The sequence below is a fragment of the Ancylomarina sp. YFZ004 genome, assembly GCF_054254355.1.
Map to the genome: position 1 here is coordinate 144,864 of NZ_JBTCHQ010000002.1, position 16,691 is coordinate 161,554.

A 16,691-nucleotide genomic window follows, 5' to 3' on the forward strand; every position below is an offset into this window, starting at 1 on the left:
GCCTACCGGTAAACGACAATCATTAATTCGTAATTATTAATTCCTAATTCTTAATTGAATATCATGGATAGACCTAAAAAAACGGAATTTAAATTCCCAACTCATATAAATGAATACCCAACTGGCCCACAATACGCGGCTGGTTTTCTTCCAGAGACCAACGCAGGATGGAGAACAGTCCGTCCGGTTGTTGATCACGATGCATGTGTTTATTGTCTTCGTTGCTATCTACTTTGTCCAGATGGCACAGTTGTTAAAGACAATGGTAAAATCACATTCGACATGGATTATTGCAAAGGCTGCGGTGTATGTGCATACGAATGCCCAAAGGATGCAATTAAAATGGTAAAAGAACAACTTTAAGTTGAAGGTTAAAGGCATAAGTATAAAGGTTAAAGCGAAAAAACAAGCCATTACCGATAACTGAAACCCGATAACCGAAACAGAAAAAATTGAAACAATGAAATCAAATAAAATATTCATATCAGGTGATGAGGCAGTTGCTCAGGGCGTGAGATTATCTCGTCCACACGTCGTAGCTGCTTACCCAATCACCCCGCAAACCATAACCGTTGAGCGCCTATCAGAAATGTGCGAAGCAGGTGAAATGGATGGCGAATACATGCACGTAGAGTCTGAGCACTCTGCAATTTCAGCAACAATGGGTGCCAGTTCAGTTGGTGCCAGAACATTTACAGCTTCTTCATCACAAGGCCTATTGTATATGGCCGAAGGTTTACACTACTGTAGTGGTGGTCGTTGGCCAGTTGTGATGATGAACGCCAACCGTTCGGTGGCTTTGCCATGGAGTATTTACGGTGACCAGCGTGACTCTCTTTCGCTATTAGATTGTGGATGGATTCAGGTTTATGTGGAAGATGCACAGGAAGCTTTGGATATGATTATTCAAGCCTACAAAATTGCTGAGCATAAAGATGTATTGACGCCAATGATGGTGAATTTGGATGGTTTTATTCTAACTCACACTTACGAGTTGGTTGATATCCCAGAACAAAAAATGGTGGATGAATTTTTACCTCCATTCCAAACACCAAACAAAATGTCTTTCGAAGAGCCTAAAAACTTAGGTTTTAGTTCTAAGCCAGATGATAATACTGAATTCAAATACCAACAGAACGAGGCGATGTTTAACGCTATCGATGTGATTCGTGATGTAGATCAGGAATTTGCTGACAAGTTTGGTCGTAAGTACTACGATATGGTTGAAGAATACCATTGCGAAGATGCAGAGGTTGTTCTTGTTGCCTTGGGTAGTGTTTGTGGAACTATTCGTGTGGTAGTTGACAAGATGCGTGCTGAAGGTAAGAAAGTTGGTCTATTGAAGATTCGTTATATGCGTCCTTTCCCTGAGACTGAAATTAAAGATTTGGCTAGACGTGTGAATGCAATCGGAGTGATTGATAAGGATATTTCTTTCGGATATGAAGGAACTGTTTACACCAATGTAAACTCAGCTATCTCTAAAATCGACAAGTACGTTTACAAGAGCAATTTTGTTGGTGGACTAGGTGGACGTGATATCACGAAAGATGAGATCGAAGAGATGTTCAACAAGCTATTCAGCGGAGTTGAGAATAAGAGTGAAGAAAAAGTAGAATTTTTTAGCCTTAACGTAGAAACCAATGACTAATCTAATAGATATCCCAAAAGTGAATGCCAAAAACATGACCGAAAAGGAATTTTTCTATGGTCATAAAGCTTGCGCCGGATGTGGTGGAAGTATTGCAGTACGATTGGCATTAAAAGTATTGGGTGAACGCACCTATACTGCTCTACCAGCCGGATGTATGTCGGCAGTAGGATTTATTTTTCCACAAATGGCATTCAATACCAATGCTATTATTACAACTTTCCCTGGTTCAGCAAGTATGGCTTCAGGAATTGCTGTTGGAGCAAAAGCTCTAGGGCAAAAAGATGTAAAAACGGTTGTGTTTGCTGGTGACGGTGGAACTGCTGATATCGGATTCCAAGCGCTATCAGGAATGATTGACCGTAACGATGATGTTCTTTACATCTGCTACGACAATGAAGCTTACATGAATACAGGTATTCAGAAAAGTGGATTGACACCATACGGAACTAAGACAACAACAACGCCAGCTGGTGAGAATCTTCCTGGAACAATTACTCACAAGAAGAACTTGTTCGAGATTATTGCAGCTCACGATATTGCTTATGCAGCAACTGCAAGTATTGGTTACCCTCAAGATTTCTTGAATAAGGTGAACAAAGCCAAGCATATCAAAGGTGCAACTTTCATTCACGTGTATGCATCTTGTCCAACAGGATGGGGAACACCAACCGAAACATCGGTAGAGATTGCAAAGGATGCAGTTGACTGTGGTTTGATTTTCCTTGCAGAATTCGAGGATGGGGAATACAAATTGAACCGTAATCCAAAGCAATTTGCTCCTGTAAAAGACTATTTAAAGAAGCAAGGTCGATTCAAGCATATGACTGATGAGAATATAGAAGTTGTGATTGAACATCGCGACAAGAAATGGTCTCGTATGCGTAAGCATTGGTTATAAGCAATTAGTAATTATAAATTCAGAATTATGAATGATTTGTAATTAATCATTCATAATTAATAATTAGAAAATATGATCAGCGATTTAAAAGGAACCTTTTCCCAAATCAGCAATAATAACAAACGATCAGCTATCCGTGAAATTTTGAAATTAACTCAGAACCCTGAGATTATTTCATTTGCAGGCGGATTACCAGCTCCGGAATCTTTCCCAGTAGATGCATTGGATAAAATTGTTTCGGATATGTTGCGCGAAGAAGGTGCAGCCGTATTGCAATACGATGCAACCGAAGGGGTAAAAGAGCTAAGAGAAGTCCTATTAAAGAAATATGAGGCAGAAGGCACAAAAGCAGATTTAGATAACCTAATCATTACAACTGGATCGCAACAAGGACTAGACCTGGTAGGTAAGGTTTTTGTGAACCAAGGTGATGTGGTAATTTGTGGTCTTCCATCGTACTTAGGTGGTATTGGAGCTTTCCAAGGCTATGGTGCAAAAATGGAAGGTGTGCCAATGGATGAGCAAGGTATGAGCGCTGAGCTTTTGGAAGCTAAATTGGAAGCATTAAAGCAAGAAGGTATCAAGCCTAAGTTTATTTATGTGATTCCTGATTTTCAAAATCCAACAGGTATTACCATGCCAGAATCTCGTCGTATGGAGATTATCGCATTGGCTCACAAATATGATGTACTGATTGTTGAAGATTGCCCTTACCGCGAAGTTCGATTCGAAGGTGAACCTCAGCGTATGATGTACGATTTGGATAACGACAATCACGTGATCACATTAGGAACTTTCTCTAAGATTTTTGCTCCAGGATTCCGTATTGGATGGGTTTTAGGACCCAAAGATGTAAATGAAAAAATTGTTATTGCAAAGCAATCGGCTGACTTGTGTACACCAACTTTTGTACAGAAAATCGCAGTTCGTTATATGAATTCAGGTGTATTCGAATCCAATCTTCAAAAGACGATTGATTTGTATCACCAGCGTCGTGATGTGATGTTGGCTGAGATGGAGAAACATATGCCAAGTTGTGTGAAATGGACACGCCCTGAAGGTGGTATGTTCTTATTTATCACTCTTCCTGAGAATATGGATGCCTTAAAACTTTTCCACAAAGCGATTGAACAGAAGGTTGCTTTTGTAACAGGAAATGTATTCTATTGCGATGGTAGCGGAACAAATACCATACGTTTAAATTTCTCATACGTGAACAACGAAAAAGCAATAACTGGTGTTAAACGTATAGCCGATATTATTAAGGCTGAGATGCTTGTTGGAGAAACTTGCTAATTATTTTATGATTTGAAATTTTGCCTAAGAGGCATATATCTATTTGAGCCCGGGGCTGAGCCTCGGGCTTCAATCCAAAGATCATATATATGTTTATCCAAACATTTTGAATCAATTGATTTTTATTGCCCCAGCTAAAGCTGAGGACAAATGAAGAATTTTGATAATCTTTTAATACATCTATTGCCTCTGGCTTCAGCCAGAGGATATTTAAAATATTTTGATTCCATTGCCTCTGCCTTCAGCCAGAGGATATTTTAAAATTGTTTTGTTCAGTAAAAAATTGTATTTTTTTTGTTCTCTTAAAAAGTACAATATGCCACATGTAAGAGTATATATCCATTTTGTATGGAGTACAAAATATCGCGAACCATTTTTACAATCAAGTTTACTAAGAAAAAAGGTTTGGAAACACATCAAGAAGAATGCTGAGGAGAAAGGTATTCATATTGATTTTATAAATGGATATCACGATCATTGTCATTGTTTAGTGGCACTCCAGTCAGATCAGACCCTTAGTCAAATTATGCAGCTTATTAAAGGAGAATCTTCCTTTTGGATCAATAAAAATAAGTTGTGTAAGGATCATTTCCAGTGGCAGAACGATTATTATGCGGTATCGGTTAGTAAATCAGCCTTAGCAAAAGTCCGCAATTACATTAAAAATCAGGAATTTCACCATCAAAAGAAATCATTCGAGGAAGAAGAAAAAAAAATGATTGAAAAATATGAATTTGTAAACATAGTCCCCAGCTAAAGCAGAGGACAAATGATGTTCAAATGAACTATTGATTTATACATTGCATCGGTCTCCAGCTAAAGCAAGAGACATATGAAAATTTTAACAATATATTGAATGCATTTCCCCCTTCTAAAACAGGAGATAAATGATGTTTATATATGAATTATTTATCCTTTGCATCGGTCTCCAGCTAAAGCAGGAGACATATGATAATTTCAACAATATATTAATACATACATTGTCTATGGCTTTAGGATATGTGATGAATATTATTGATTTCTCAACAAATACATTGCCTATGATCTCCAGCTAAAGCAGGAGACATATGATAATTTTAACAATCTATTAATACATACATTGTCTATGGCTTTAGGATATGTGATGAATATTATTGATTTCTCAACAAATACATTGCCTATGATCTCCAGCTAAAGCAGGAGACATATGATAATTTCAACAATCTATTAATGCATACATTGCCTCTGGCTTTAGCCAGAGGATTATAAATATTTTGAATCATTTAATTTTTAATGCCCCTGCTAAAGCAGGGGACAAATAACATTAAACATATCTCTAAGATTCTTATAAATATGAATGCCATAAAATCGCTTAAAGAAATGGTTTCACATCTGGAAAAATCAGGTGTGAACAAAAAAATAGCCGTAGCTGTTGCTGAGGATGACAACACAATTGGAGCCCTTATCTCAGCATCGAATGCTGGCTTTGCAACACCAATCCTAATTGGTAGCAAGGAAAGAATTGTAAGCTTGCTTACAGCTGAAAACGCAGATCCAAAGACATTCCATATTGTTGATATTCCAGATCAGCAGGAAGCTGTAACCGAAGCCGTGCGAATGGTGAAAGAAGATGAAGCTGATGTTTTGATGAAGGGTTTGATTGGGACAGATAAGTTTTTGAAAGCCGTTTTGAACAAACAAAAAGGCCTTTTGCCTCCAAAGGCATGCATGACCTACGTTTGTGCGCTCGATCTTCCAAAATACGATAAGCTTCTATTTGTTTCAGATACGGCTGTATTGCCTTTTCCTGATTTGAATCAGAAAATAGCCATGGTTAATTACAGTGTGGCAATGGCAAAACGCTTTGGCGTTGAGAAACCCAAAGTTGCTTTAATCAGCGCAACTGAGAAACCCAATCCTGCTTTCCCCTCATCGATTGATGATACCATCATCTGCAAGATGGCCGATCGTGGTCAAATAAAAGATTGCATTGTAGATGGACCATTGGATGTTTTCCTTGCATGCGATAAGGCGAGTATAGCCATTAAAGGGGTTGAAACGCCTATCAATGGTGAAGCTGATGCCTTAATATTCCCATCGCTCGAAGCAGCTAATAGCTTTTACAAAGGCCTCATGTTATTTGGTGGTGGCGAACTGGCTGGCCTAATTCAAGGTACCATAAAACCTGTTGTTGTTATGTCACGAAGCGAGAGTCAGCAATCAAAATTCTATTGTATTGCACTTTCTTGTTTAATGGCTTAAAATTCTTGTGTAAATTGTCATCGAATATAAGATCCCAATTCCATGAAGTTAATCTCATCAGCATGCCCTAGAAATTGCTACAGCACTTGCAGTATAAAAGTGAGAGTAGAGAACAATACCGTTACAGGTATTGAACCGCATGCCGAAAACCGTGCCACGCCAGAAGGTCCCTGCATAAAAGGCTTGGCCTATGTGGAACGCGCCAACTCGAAAGAGCGAATTTTGTATCCGCAAAAGCGAGTGGCAGATGGAAAGTATAAGCGTATTTCGTGGGACGAAGCTTTAGATACGATAACTGAAAAACTGAAAAATTGCAAAGATAAGTTCGGGCCTCATTCGGTCTTGTATTTCGCTTCAAGCGGGATGTCAGGCTTATTGAATGGAGTCAGTACCTCTTTCTGGAAAATGTTTGGTGGAGCTACCACAAGCTATGGCAACCTATGTTGGCCGGCTGGTTTGGAAGCAGCTCGCCTAACTATGGGCGCAAACAAACACAATGCACCCTGGGATTTGGAACATGCCAAGCTGATTGTTTTGTGGGGGAAAAACCCTGCCGAAACGAACATTCAGGAGATGATGCCCATTGAAAAGGCTCAGGAAAAAGGGGCGCAATTTGTGGTTATCGATCCACGAAGAACACCATCTAGCGAGAGAGCAAACAGCTTATTTCAGGTGAAATCGGGAACCGATGCCGCTTTGGCTTTGGGACTTGCGCGAGAAATTATCAAGAACGATTGGATAGATCACGACTTTATAGCAAAGAACGTTTTAGGTTTCGAGCAGTTTAAAGAACGTGTAGAAGCTTATACAACAGAGAAAGTATCGCAGATTTGTCGCATATCCGAGGCATCCATTCGCGATTTAGCCAAACAATTAGGAACGATTAAACCCATGACCCTTATTCCGGGATATGGTATGCAGCGCTACGAAAATGGTGGTCAGACCACACGTTGCTTGCTTGCCCTTTCGGTGATAACCGGGAATATAGGTAAACAAGGCGCTTGTTGGCATTATGCCAATTTGCAAAGCTATGTGTTCGACGATTTGAAAGAGCCAGAATCCTATTTCCCAGGCTGTGAGCACCCAAGCTTCCGTAGAAAAATATCAGTAGCCAAATTGGGCGAAGATCTACTAAAGATTGTCGATCCGGAAATAAAAATGATTTGGGTAGAGCGTGGAAATCCACTAGCTCAGAATCCCGATACACATGCCATTCGTAAGGCTTTTCGCAAAGCGGATTTTCGTGTGGTGGTGGAGCAATTCATGACCGATACGGCATACGAGGCCGACATTATTCTTCCAGCCAAAAATATGTTCGAGCAATCGGATATTATAGGTTCTTATTGGAACCCTTACGTGCAATTGAAACAAAAGGTGCTTGAACCTGCGGGCGAAGTAAAACCCGAAACAGAAATATACCACTTACTGGCAAAACGCTTGGGTATGGATGAGGCTGAAATCAGCAAACAGATTCCTGAACCGACCGATCAAGCCATTGAAAAATATTTAGAGGGATTCCTTGATAAATTTCCTGAACTGAGCCTAGCTGCCTTAAAAGAAGGACCACAATTGACCAATTCATTCGAAGAGATTCCCTTTGCCGATCACAAATTCCCAACAGCATCGGGAAAAATTGAGTTGTATAGCGAGCAAGCCAAAGAGCTTTGGGGAATAGATCCCCTGCCCGACTATGTGCCTTTGCCAGAACAAAAGGATTTTCCTTTGCAGATGATTTCGCCCAATTCGAAAAATAGAATCCATTCGCAATTTGGAAACCTGGAGGTGATCAAGCAATTCGAGCCAGAGGCCTACCTATTTGTGCATCCGCTGGATGCCGAAGCAAAAGGCATTGCCAATATGGAGCTAGTCGAACTCTTTAACCATAAAGGCAAATCAGAAGTTAAAGTCCAATTCGATTTGGGCTTACGACAAGGTAATGTTGTTCTCACTAACGGACATTGGGCCATAAATGGTGCGGCACCTAACCTTTTCACCGAAGGACGAGAAACAGATATTGGGCACGGAACGGCCTTTCACAATACTTGGGTTGACTTTAGGAAAATAAGTACTTAGAATACTTGAAGTGCCTAGAGTATTTAGAGTTAAAAAAAAGAACAACTCATAAGTATTCCAAGTACTATCAACTTTTATTTAAGCACTTATAAATACTCTAAGTACTTTGAACTTATATTTAAGAATTTAGAATACTTGACGTGCCTAGAGTATTTAGAGTTAAAAAAATATCCCGAAGGGATTAAATTTAAATAACCATGGGTGAAACCCGTGGTATAGTAGATGTAAATCAATAGTCGCAACTACCACTCTTGATAAAAGAACAATTGCAACATGCGACGAAATATATAAGGTAAAAAAGGTATAACTGAAAGCATTCAGAACTTATATTTAAGAACCTAGAATGCCTGGAGTACTTGGAGTGACTTAAAAACAGTGCCTAAAGTACTTAAAGTGAATGAAATAATGTAACTAAAAAACAACTTTAAGTACTTATTAATACTTTAAATACTCTAAGTACTAAAATCTTAATAAAAAACAATGCGATTAAAAAACCATATCATGCCAATAATATAACCATGAAAAAGAACTCTTTCATATTTAACACAAACAAGTGTGTTGGCTGTATGGCTTGTGTTGCCGGTTGCAGCATAGAGAACGGCACCAGCCTGGGCGTGAATTGGCGCGAGGTAAATTGCCACAACAAATTGAAGCACCCTAGCCTACCCGTCTTCCATTTCTCATTGGCTTGTAACCATTGTGAGGATGCACCATGCATGAAAAATTGTCCGGCTTTGGCTTATACACGCGATAAGGAAACAGGCGCCATTATTCATCATGCCGAGGCATGTATTGGCTGCAAATATTGCACTTGGGCTTGTCCCTACGATGCACCAAAATTCAATGAGGCAACAAAGATTGTAGAGAAATGTAATTTCTGTGTCGATCGTATTTCTGATGGCAAACAACCTGCTTGTGCGGAGGCTTGCCCTGTAGGTGCTTTGTCATTCGGACAAGAAGAGGTGAACGAAGAAAACCACCTAACACCCGGTTTTGTGAATATGGGAATCAAGCCATCTATTCAGCTGATTCCACTTCGCGAAGAACACGCAAAACCACAGATTGAAAATACCGATGCGGTAGAAATTGATGTCGAGAAGCTGGAAAGCTATCTGCCAAAAGCAGAATCGAAAATCGCGCTTGATAAAGAATGGACTTTAGTCCTATTTACGATAGCTGTAGCAGCTTTGGTGAGCTGGCAAACGGCTTTCCTATTCGGAAAAGTTGAGATGCCGCTTATTCCTTTTGCAATTATATCGGTTCTAGCCATTGCGCTTACCTCCCTTCATATTGGGAAGAAGCTTCGTATGTGGCGATTCATTCTCAACCTGAAAGGTTCCTGGCTAAGCCGTGAGATTTTTTCATTCTCAGCATTCCTTGGACTAACAGGCTTACAAATTATCACCGAAAATCAGATGATTGGTTATGCCGCTATGGTCTTTGGAATTTTCAGCCTGATATCAGTTGATAAGGTTTATAAGTTTCTGAAACGAAAAGATATTTTGCCGCTGCATTCAGCCATGGTAAGCATTACAGCCATTCTATTTTGGGCTTGGCTAATGGACAGCACCCTACTTATCGAATTAATAGTTCTGGCAAAAGCCAGTCTATATACCTGGAGAAAGCAATCTTTTCGAAAGCAAAGATTAAACTATTTACCTTGGGTATCTGCTCTGCGATTACTCACATTATTTGTACCTTTTGCCCTGCATTATGCGATCCCTCAATTGGATTTAGGCATCGTATTAGCCATCCTATTTGTAGGTGAGATTATCGACCGATCAGAATTTTATTACGAATCTGATATCATTACGCCAGAAAAAGAATTACGAATTACAAGAACAATTATAAATTAGGAATTATTAATTACGAATGATTCTACCCCAAACCCCTAAAGGGGCTTTAAAAAATAACAAACCCCAATCAGATAAGTCCCCTTCAGGGGATTTAGGGGTAATAAAAATACGACCATGAAAAAAATCAATGCCAACCATATGCCTCTTTATCGCGAAGCTGGCTTTAATTTACAAAATTCGAAACGCACAAAGGAGGCCTTTGCGGCTGAATTGGATCATGCGCACGAGCCAGAAGATTATATCTATTCTCGATATAGAAATCCGACGACCGTTGCCGTTGAGAAGCAAATTATGGCGCTTGAAGATTGTAAATGGGCATTGCTTGTAGAAACAGGAATGGCGGCTATCGATGTGGCTGTTTCAGTTTTTCAGAAAGGGAAAGAGACACGTCCCTGGTTGTTCTTTCATGAGATTTATGGGGGAACAAATTCCTTTATCGATACCGTATTGATTAAGCGTCGTAATTTAGATGTGCATCGCTTTTATGCCAAAGAAGGGCTTTACGATTTTGTTGAACTGGAGCGTATGCTGAAGGAGATTCAACCTGAATTCTTGTATTTCGAGGCGGTATCGAACCCAATGCTGATTGTGGCCGATGTGCAACGTATTATGGAGCTGGCGAAGCAATATCAGACCAAGATAATTGTGGACAATACATTCGGTACACCTCTCCTATGGAAACCCCTAATGGATGGTGCTGGTTTGGTGATTCATTCGGCAACCAAATACCTTAGCGGACATGGCAACATCACAGCTGGTGTTATTTGTGGTAACGATGAGGAGCTGATGAAAGAGGCCATTGAATATCGCAAGTGGTCAGGGCATTTCCTAAGTCCAGACGATGCTTATAGATTGGGAACCCAACTAAAAAGTTTCGAACTAAGATTTCAGAAGCATTGCGACAATGCCATGGAGCTAGCGACCTTTTTGGAGAATCATCCTCAAATCGAAGAGGTCTTGTACCCGGGATTGGAATCTCACCCAACCCGAAAAGAGGCGGTTGATTTGTTTGGAGATAAAGGTTTTGGTGGCATGCTGACTTTCGATATTAAAGGAAATTCTGCCGAGGATAAAAGAGAAAAATGCAACCGTTTCATTGCTGCCTTGGAAGATACGATTCCCTTGGTACCAACATTGGGCGAGGTCGATACCATTCTTCTACCCGTTGAACCTGTTTGGGGTGCTAAATACCCACTACCTGGTGTGATTCGCTTATCGGTAGGCATCGAAAACATCAATAAATTGAAACACCTAATTGGCAATGCGCTAAATGAATTATAAAAGAGACAAGGGTAAAGAAAAACAAGGATAAAGGTTAAAGTATGCTTCGACTCCGCTCAGCAAGCGAAAAGATAAAGGGTGAAACAATTACGAATCGATAATTACGAATTACGAGATTAATTCTGAATTAAAAATTACAAATTAGGAATTATGAATTATGATGACGCAATACCGTAGAGACGCGATGAATCGCGTCTAAATAAAAATATTGACGCAGATTTCCATGATTCTGTATGATTAAAAACAACTTCCAAAAAGACAAAAAAAATGAGAGCCTCACTTTAAGTGAAGCTCTCATTATATCCTTGCGAAATTAGATCTTGATATGTCTTATTCTGAAAATTCTGTAATTATGTGAATCCTCTTTATCAATCTATTTCAACAAAATCCCAATTTTAAGACCAGCCGTTACAGTCAGTGGCGTATCCGAATTGCCTCCCGAAAAACCATAATGATAAGATTCATCACTGTTATTGTTCAAAAAAGAATCTTCTTCATTATCCTTACTAAAACCGTAACCCAGGCCGAAGTACATATCCAAAAGAAAAAGATCGTTAAAAACATACTGCTTACCTACAATAATATTAAAGGCTGCAGCCCAATTAGTCACTCTATTATTAGAGCTGGAATTATAACCAAAATAATTACGATCATAGGAATAAGAAGAGAAAGCCAACTCAGGCTTCACATAGGTTCCCTTTAAAATATGAGCATATTTCATCCCTTTCAAATAAAAATCGGGACTCTTTATATATTTCATACCCACTTTAGCAAAGACGCCTTTCGGATTTTCATCATATTATGCAAGGCAAGGCCAACCCGATTTTAATTCAATCTCTCAAAAAGCACTTGATAGTATAGTAGAACCTGAAGTGTTTAAAAAAAAACAATAAACTATCTCATTCGAACTTTTAACAGACTAAAACAAAAATTTATAACCACTACATAAAGTAAAAACCTCCCAAGCCAAAGCTCGGGAGGTTTTTTTGTGCTTTATAAACCCAACCTACTATGATGAGGCATCATCCAGTTCTTTTCTTAGTCGGCTGATGGTAACGGGTGATACACCCAGGTAGGATGCAATATCTTTTAAGAGAACTCTTTCAATCACATTCTTATTCTTTGCCATTAGGTTGATATATTTTTCCTTAGCGCTTAGTGCCTTATTTTCGTCCAGCTCCTTTACGGTTTCTATAAAAATATATTCTACGAAGCAACGTCCCCAATTTGCCCAATCGCAGTGCTCCTTATACAAGTTTTTCATATGGCTAATTTTCACTCTGTAAAACAAGCTGTCTTCGAGTAACTGGGTGGTTTCGTATATGTACGACATGTTGATATAAGCGTTTAAGGAAAAACTGATATCCCCTTCGAAACCGAACCAAACCACCTGCTTGTTTCCTTTTTCATCGATATAATAATTCTTTACAGCGCCTTTTTCGATAAAATACAAATAGGGAGACAAAGCATTTTCATGAATTAAAACTTCCCCTTTCTTCATGCGGAATGCTTCAAGCTCATCAAGAATAAGATCTTTGCTTTGTTTCGATAGCTTATAATACCTATCGATGGCAGACATCACATTTCTCATAACAACAATTTTTGATTAGGACTTAACAAATGTAAAGCAAAATGCAATTAGACTGAAATATATTTGCAGTCAGAAAAATCAGGATATAGAATTATAACGACTCACTTGCATCGTATTTTTGTTTTGCCACGTTTCACAGCTTGAAATCCGAAACGCCAGTTTCGAAAAGAGTACAAAACAAAAGATGTAAACAACAGGAAAAGCTTTCGTTTTATTCACATTTCATTTATTAACAACATCTGTATTTTAATAAAGACAGATCAAACTATTGGCGCACTAATATGCTGATACTTGAGCTTCTTTCATTGGGATAGGCATGTCAATTTTAGACTTATTATGAAATTTTGGAAACAAGAGGCTGGCGAATACAATAAAACACTTTCGCTAAGTATTCCTGTGATTATAGCACAGGTAGGGCAAATTACGGTCGGATTAATCGACAATGTGATGATTGGTCAGTTGGGAACAACATCTTTTGCAGCAGCATCCTTCACAAACACCTTATTTAGTCTGGTTTTGATATTCGGGATGGGCTACTCCTTTGCTTTAACCCCACTGATTGGTAAGAGTTGGGGCGAAAAAGATCACGATTCAATTGGAGCGTGGATAAAAAATGGCCTACTCGCAAACGCTTTTATGGGCATCGCTTTAGCCTTACTCTTGCTTATTCTGTATGTGCTTATTCCCTATATGGGACAACCCGAGTCCATTCTAGAATCGTCACAAGATTATTTAGCCATACTCATTACTTCGGTTATCCCGATGATGGTGTTTTATGGCTACAAACAATTTGCCGAAGGTATTGGCGATACCAAAACAGCTATGAAAATTATGCTTTGGGCCAATGTGATAAACACTCTGGGTAACTATGTGTTTATGTATGGCAAATTTGGGGCGCCCGAAATGGGATTGACTGGTGCAGGTATTGGAACCTTATTGGCTCGCATATTTATGGCTTTCGCTTTTATCATTCTCTTTTATAAGAATCAGAAATACAAATTATTTGTGAAACTGTACAAGCAAAGCGTCTTCTGTTGGGACAGATGTATGCAAATTATAAAACTGGGAATTCCTTTGGGCGGACAAATTGTAATGGAAGCCTGTGCCTTCGGATTATGTGCCATTATGATGGGCTGGCTGACTGAAGTCGACCTGGCTGCACACCAAATAGCGATTACCCTATCTACCCTCGGATTTATGATTTATCAGGGATTAGGGGCAGGCACAAGCATACGAGTGAGCCATTACAGAGGTAAGAACAATAAGTATGGGATTGTGAGAGCAACTAAAACGGCCATGAATTTAATGTACGTCTACACAGCTTTTATTGTTATCGTATTTATTGGTGGACGTCATTTGTTACCCCTTCTGTTTACAACGGATATCAAAGTCATAAACTTGGCGGCACAAATGCTAATTGTTTGTAGTATTTTTCAACTGATAGATGGCGTACAAATTATACTTGCCGGTACATTAAGAGGTTTTGCCGATGCCAAAATTCCGGCTATCATCACCTTTATTTCTTATTTTATTCTATCTATTCCATTTAGCTATATGTCTGCTTTTGAATGGGGCTTTGGCGCAGTGGGTATCTGGTTTGGCTTTCCTGTTGGGCTACTCGTTTGCTCGGCACTATTCCAAATTCGATACAAACATATCCTTAAGAAGATTTAATTAAAAAACCTCCCAAACTGATGTTGGGGAGGATTTATTTGTGGAATCATTTACTAATAATTCTCAATGCTTTCTATATTATGACTCAGTCTAACTTATTCATATTTTCACTGGCAATGACCTTCATCTGTGTTCTCAAATTATTAAAATCGGTGGCAACAGCCTGGCTCGATTTTGTTTCCGGTTGTTGGTATTCCATATAAAGAACCATCGGAGAACCTCCACTCCCATAAAATATACCTATAAGCATTGATACATCTTCTTGTTTATGAGCATTGCAATAAACGAGTAGCCCATCTTCATCTGAATCGAAGACGAAGCGTTCATTCATATATGAGACTAAATCATCTGAAGCGGTTTCAATCACGATTACCATTGCACACATTAAGGAATCCCCTGGAGTAAAAAGATAGGCAATAGCTGGGGCTTGATCAGAATAGTTAGCATACTCAATAGAACTCGTATAAGATTTGTCCGGCTCTCCAGCAATTTTTATAAGATCGCTTTGTGATAAGGCCCAATCTGTAATTGGGTCAGGATAGACATTATACCTTCCCATAACTTCAACAGGAACTTCTACAACACGGTCGTGGCTCGTTACTTCTACAAGTGTTTTCCCAACCTTATTGGCAGTTAGCATACCTTCTGCTGATACATCGGCTAAATAGATATTGGTCGATAGATAGGTAATATCGAAATCCGATACAGCATCAATCTGTATCACATCCTCAGGATATAAGGAAACTTCTGTTGTTTTAATAAATAACTCTTGTGGATCATCTTTACAGGCGAAACACAATAAAGAAATAAGGGCAATGAATAATAGCTTTTTCATTATATTCAATTTAAAATGAATAATTACAACTGCACTAGTGTCATTTCTCTTATATAAGTCAACCAGCGATCACAACTTTTCTTATATTTATTCCCTTAAAGTATCATGTCATATTTCATACATTCTCCTAAGGAAAAATACAATATGGAGTAAGCTACAAAATCTCAATTAGTATCCATACTGTAAATCAAAGTAATTTTAGCCAAGTTGGTAAAACATCATGAATCAAAATAAAACGACTTTAATCGATGCTTAAGTGACTTTTTATGGAGATAAAGCAACAATCTTACCTAATTCTCTTTATTATATCGATTCATAAAACCTTATAAATTAGCACTAATGGACAAACATTTACAGTCTGTATATACTTAGATTATAAAGTGATAAACTGACAAGAAAGATTCAATCTTTTTTTAAATTTTTTCCTTTGTATACAATTCCGTAAATTTAATTATCAATTAAAATAGCGCTCCTATTCCTCTAAGCTTGTCTTCCTGACAATCGTATTACTATTAAAGCATAAACTATCACCGCAATTACAATTGCAAAACCAATTCATTATCATGAGAAAATTCTTTAGTTTATTCGTCGTAACTGTCTTTTTTAGCCTAAATGCTTTAAGCCAGGATTGCACCATATTTATTCCTGGAGATGTAGGCACTGAATTGCATTACGAAATAAAAAATGCAAAAGGAAAATTACAAGCTATCTATTCCCAAAAGATAATATCGATAAAAGAAAATGGTGACGAAACCGTTTTTGAATTGCTTCAAACTCATAAGGAGCCTAAGGATTCAGAAAAAGTTATCATCCAAGATACAATTTCCTTCCGTTGTAAGGGAAATGAATTTTATATTGATATGGAGAAATACCTGAACCAAAAACAGATGGAAGGATTCAAAAATATGGAAATAAAACTGACTACAGATGATCTGATGTACCCTTCCAAACTTTCTCCTGGAATGGATCTAAAAGATGGTTCAATCAGTTTAGAAGTTGGCAGTGGCTTAATGAATATGACTACTAATATTATAAATCGTAAAGTTGAAGCCTTTGAAAAAATTACGACTCCTGCAGGTAGTTTCAAATGTTACAAAATATCGGAAGATGTAAAAAGCAAAGTGGGGTTTATTAAGGTAAACATGAGAAATGTGGCTTGGATTATACAAGATATTGGCACCATTCGAAGTGAATCATACAATAAAAGAGGCAAACTCAACACAGTTACTGAACTGGTAAAGATTGTTAGAAATTAAGATTGATAGCCATAAGGTAGAGACGTGGTTTATCAC

At 38.4% G+C, this 16,691-nt stretch carries 14 protein-coding genes; 11 read left to right on the top strand and 3 right to left on the bottom strand.

What is annotated here, in order from left to right:
- The first annotated feature begins 63 nt into the window (after positions 1 to 63).
- The 9 genes from ACXR6G_RS03850 to ACXR6G_RS03890 all read left to right on the top strand — a co-directional run bounded on the left by ACXR6G_RS03850 (position 64) and on the right by ACXR6G_RS03890 (position 11,299).
- On the top strand, positions 64 to 363 hold the full coding sequence (locus tag ACXR6G_RS03850) for a 4Fe-4S binding protein (protein ID WP_458360081.1): 300 nt from the start codon (positions 64 to 66) through the stop codon (positions 361 to 363).
- A gap of 97 nt (positions 364 to 460) precedes the next feature.
- The gene (locus ACXR6G_RS03855) at positions 461 to 1,651 is read left to right on the top strand and encodes a transketolase C-terminal domain-containing protein (protein WP_458360082.1); all 1,191 of its coding nucleotides are present in this window, start codon (positions 461 to 463) and stop codon (positions 1,649 to 1,651) included.
- Positions 1,644 to 2,552: a thiamine pyrophosphate-dependent enzyme gene (locus ACXR6G_RS03860; RefSeq protein WP_458360083.1), complete on the top strand. Its 909-nt coding sequence runs from the start codon at positions 1,644 to 1,646 to the stop codon at positions 2,550 to 2,552. Before ACXR6G_RS03855 ends, ACXR6G_RS03860 begins: the two co-directional genes overlap by 8 nt.
- A gap of 72 nt (positions 2,553 to 2,624) precedes the next feature.
- Positions 2,625 to 3,848 (top strand): aminotransferase-like domain-containing protein, encoded by a 1,224-nt coding sequence (locus tag ACXR6G_RS03865; RefSeq protein ID WP_458360084.1) that lies wholly within the window; start codon positions 2,625 to 2,627, stop codon positions 3,846 to 3,848.
- A gap of 316 nt (positions 3,849 to 4,164) precedes the next feature.
- On the top strand, positions 4,165 to 4,605 hold the full coding sequence (gene tnpA, locus ACXR6G_RS03870) for an IS200/IS605 family transposase (RefSeq protein ID WP_458360085.1): 441 nt from the start codon (positions 4,165 to 4,167) through the stop codon (positions 4,603 to 4,605).
- 575 nt (positions 4,606 to 5,180) lie between these two features.
- Positions 5,181 to 6,089: a phosphate acyltransferase gene (locus ACXR6G_RS03875; protein WP_458360086.1), complete on the top strand. Its 909-nt coding sequence runs from the start codon at positions 5,181 to 5,183 to the stop codon at positions 6,087 to 6,089.
- Positions 6,090 to 6,131: 42 nt separating this feature from the next.
- Positions 6,132 to 8,162, top strand: coding sequence for a molybdopterin-containing oxidoreductase family protein (locus ACXR6G_RS03880; protein ID WP_458360087.1), 2,031 nt, complete (start codon positions 6,132 to 6,134; stop codon positions 8,160 to 8,162).
- Between the two features lie 518 nt (positions 8,163 to 8,680).
- Complete coding sequence (locus ACXR6G_RS03885; RefSeq protein ID WP_458360088.1) at positions 8,681 to 10,018, top strand: 4Fe-4S dicluster domain-containing protein; 1,338 nt, start codon at positions 8,681 to 8,683, stop codon at positions 10,016 to 10,018.
- A gap of 114 nt (positions 10,019 to 10,132) precedes the next feature.
- On the top strand, positions 10,133 to 11,299 hold the full coding sequence (locus tag ACXR6G_RS03890) for a PLP-dependent transferase (RefSeq protein WP_458360089.1): 1,167 nt from the start codon (positions 10,133 to 10,135) through the stop codon (positions 11,297 to 11,299).
- Positions 11,300 to 11,672: 373 nt separating this feature from the next.
- Here ACXR6G_RS03890 and ACXR6G_RS03895 read toward each other — a convergent pair whose 3' ends face one another.
- Together ACXR6G_RS03895 and ACXR6G_RS03900 are read right to left on the bottom strand one after the other, a co-directional pair.
- Positions 11,673 to 12,059 (bottom strand): hypothetical protein, encoded by a 387-nt coding sequence (locus ACXR6G_RS03895; RefSeq protein WP_458360090.1) that lies wholly within the window; start codon positions 12,057 to 12,059, stop codon positions 11,673 to 11,675.
- 249 nt (positions 12,060 to 12,308) lie between these two features.
- Positions 12,309 to 12,890, bottom strand: a complete 582-nt coding sequence (locus ACXR6G_RS03900; RefSeq protein ID WP_458360091.1) for a Crp/Fnr family transcriptional regulator — start codon at positions 12,888 to 12,890, stop codon at positions 12,309 to 12,311.
- Positions 12,891 to 13,226: 336 nt separating this feature from the next.
- On the opposite strand from ACXR6G_RS03900, the gene ACXR6G_RS03905 reads away from it, so the two are divergent.
- Positions 13,227 to 14,564 (top strand): MATE family efflux transporter, encoded by a 1,338-nt coding sequence (locus tag ACXR6G_RS03905; protein WP_458360092.1) that lies wholly within the window; start codon positions 13,227 to 13,229, stop codon positions 14,562 to 14,564.
- 85 nt (positions 14,565 to 14,649) lie between these two features.
- On the opposite strand, the gene ACXR6G_RS03910 is transcribed toward ACXR6G_RS03905, so the two are convergent.
- A complete protein-coding gene (locus tag ACXR6G_RS03910) occupies positions 14,650 to 15,399 on the bottom strand; it encodes a hypothetical protein (RefSeq protein WP_458360093.1) in 750 nt (249 codons plus the stop codon).
- A gap of 563 nt (positions 15,400 to 15,962) precedes the next feature.
- Between ACXR6G_RS03910 and ACXR6G_RS03915 the strand changes: the two genes are divergently transcribed.
- On the top strand, positions 15,963 to 16,655 hold the full coding sequence (locus ACXR6G_RS03915) for a TapB family protein (RefSeq protein ID WP_458360094.1): 693 nt from the start codon (positions 15,963 to 15,965) through the stop codon (positions 16,653 to 16,655).
- Positions 16,656 to 16,691: the final 36 nt, after the last annotated feature.